At 64.8% G+C, this 2440-nt stretch carries 2 protein-coding genes; both read left to right on the top strand.

Going from position 1 to position 2440, the window contains the following annotated elements; all coding sequences use genetic code 11:
- The first annotated feature begins 123 nt into the window (after positions 1–123).
- Positions 124–1641 (top strand): IS21 family transposase, encoded by a 1518-nt coding sequence (gene istA, locus R4P47_RS24925; RefSeq protein WP_317786068.1) that lies wholly within the window; start codon positions 124–126, stop codon positions 1639–1641.
- Positions 1638–2440: IS21-like element helper ATPase IstB (gene istB, locus R4P47_RS24920; RefSeq protein WP_094725211.1), on the top strand; the 803-nt coding region annotated here is incomplete at its 3' end. The genes istA and istB, both read left to right, overlap by 4 nt.

Genomic DNA, 2440 nt, shown 5'->3' with positions numbered 1-2440 from the left:
AGGTCCCCACTGGTGGCCAGATAAAAGTCCCCACCCCGTGTTCGTCGTGTCGATCAGGAACTTTTGGCCCGAGCGGTGACGGTGAAGGTGCCAACCACACACCGCACCACCCGGGGAGTTCCATTGAAGTCTGCGAGGGACCGTATGGACATCATTTCCACCTACAACCAAGTCGGGTCGTACAGAGCAGCCGCAGAGTTGTGCGGCACCACCCACAAGACCGTCAAACGCACCGTCGAACGATTCGAAGCCGAACAAGCAGGCCACACCCCTGCCGACCGTGTCGAACGTGAACACAATTACGACGCGGTCGCCGAGCTGGTCTGCGAACGCGTCGAGAAATCCCAAGGCAGGATCTCCGCGAAACGGATCCTGCCGATCGCCCGCACCGCCGGTTACGACGGCTCGGACCGCAACTTCCGCCGTCTGGTCGCCGAGGAGAAAGCGAAGTGGCGGGCCGAGCACCACCGCGGCCGCCGACCCGCGGTGTGGGCTCCGGGTGACTATCTGGTCATCGATTGGGCCGTCGTCGGTGGTCTGCATCTGTTCTGCGCTGTCATGGCCTACTCACGCTGGCGGTTCGTAGCGTTTGCGGCCGACGAGAAAGCAACCACGACAATGGCTTTGATCGCCGAGGCGCTCGCCGCGGTCGGCGGTGTCCCGGCGAAGGTCCTCGCTGATCGGATGGCATGTCTCAAGGGCGGTGTCGTCGCGAACGTCGTCATCCCAACCCCGGACTATGTCCGGTTCGCCACCCACTACGGGTTCGCGCCGGACTTCTGTCACGCCAACGATCCACAGTCCAAAGGTGTGGTGGAGAACCTCGTCGGCTACGCCCAACGAGATCTTGCCGTGCCGTTGTTCACCGAAGCGTCCGTTGCCGGCACCACCGTCGATGTCCATGCTGCGAACGCAGCGGCGAAAGTCTGGTGCGCGGAAGTCAACGCACGGGTGCACTCGGAAACCTGCGCCGTCCCCGACGAACGGCTCGATTCGGAGCGAGAGTTGCTCTCGGCGTTGCCCTCGCTACGGCTCGCGATCGGGCCGCCACCGGTGACCCGGAAGGTCGACCGCCTGTCCTGTGTCCGGTTCGCCTCGGCCCGGTACTCGGTGCCGGTGAAGTTCATCGGCCGCGCGGTGACGCTCACCCAAGTCGACGGCCGGCTCGTGATCATCGACCCCGCCAGCGGGGAAGTCCTGGCCGAGCACGACCTCGCGCAGCCGGGCACCGCGTCGGTGCTCGACGAGCACTACGACGGCGCCCGGCCCGCCCCGAATCGCGGACCTAGACCGAGAACCACTGTGGAGCAACAGTTCTGCGCACTAGGAGAGAGCGCCGAGCGGTTCCTGGTCGGTGCCGCGGCAATCGGTAACACCCGGTTGTCCTCCGAGCTCGAGGTGCTTCTCGCGCTCGGCGCCGCGCACGGCACCGAAGCCTTGGTCGGGGCGTTGACTCGTGCCGTGGCGTTTCGGCGGTTCAGAGCTGCTGATGTGCGCTCGATCCTCGCCGCGGGAGCCGGCACACCGCAACCCCGCCCTGCTGGTGATGCGCTGATTCTGGATCTGCCGACCGCCCCCACTCGGTCGTTGGATGCCTACGCCGTCGGTCGACCGTCCGGCGATCAGCAGGTGCCGTCATGACTGACGCCAGGTTGGTTGCAGACAAGCCGAAGACTGCTGCACCGCAACATGTTCCCGAACTCGCTGCCGACCTCGACGCGGGATTGCGGCGACTCAAACTCGCTGCGATCCGCAGGACCGCACCCGAAGTGCTGTTGACCGCCAAGACTCAGCGCTGGACACCGGAGGAAGTGCTGCGCACGCTGGTCGAATCCGAGCTTGCAGCCCGAGATGCGTCGAACATCGTCAGTCGCCTCAAGGTAGCAGCGTTTCCGGTGACGAAGACATTGGAGTCGTTCGACGTCGCTGCGTCGTCGATCCAGCCGAAAGTCTTCGACTACCTCTCCAGCTTGGAATGGGTTCGGACGCAATCGAATCTAGCGCTCATCGGACCCGCCGGAACAGGGAAGTCGCACACCCTGATCGGGCTCGGAGTCGCCGCGGTCCACGCCGGGCACAAGGTTCGCTACTTCACTGCAGCGGATCTGGTCGAGACGTTGTATCGCGGCCTGGCCGACAACACCGTCGGCAAGATCATCGAATCGCTGCTGCGGGTCGATCTGATCATCGTCGACGAAATGGGGTTCGCGCCGCTCGACGACACCGGAACGCAACTGTTGTTCCGGCTGGTCGCCGGCGCCTACGAACGACGATCATTGGCGATCGCCTCGCACTGGCCATTCGAGCAGTGGGGTCGGTTCCTGCCCGAGCACACCACCGCAGCGTCGATCCTCGACCGGCTGCTCCACCACGCCACCATCGTCGTCACCGACGGCGAGTCCTACCGCATGAAAGACGCACAACACCGAAAGGACCGCCC

This window comes from Rhodococcus sp. IEGM 1370 (assembly GCF_033142325.1).
Taxonomy (GTDB): domain Bacteria; phylum Actinomycetota; class Actinomycetes; order Mycobacteriales; family Mycobacteriaceae; genus Rhodococcoides.
Note: the sequence above shows the minus strand (reverse complement) of the source record. Positions and strands in the feature narration are given on the sequence as shown.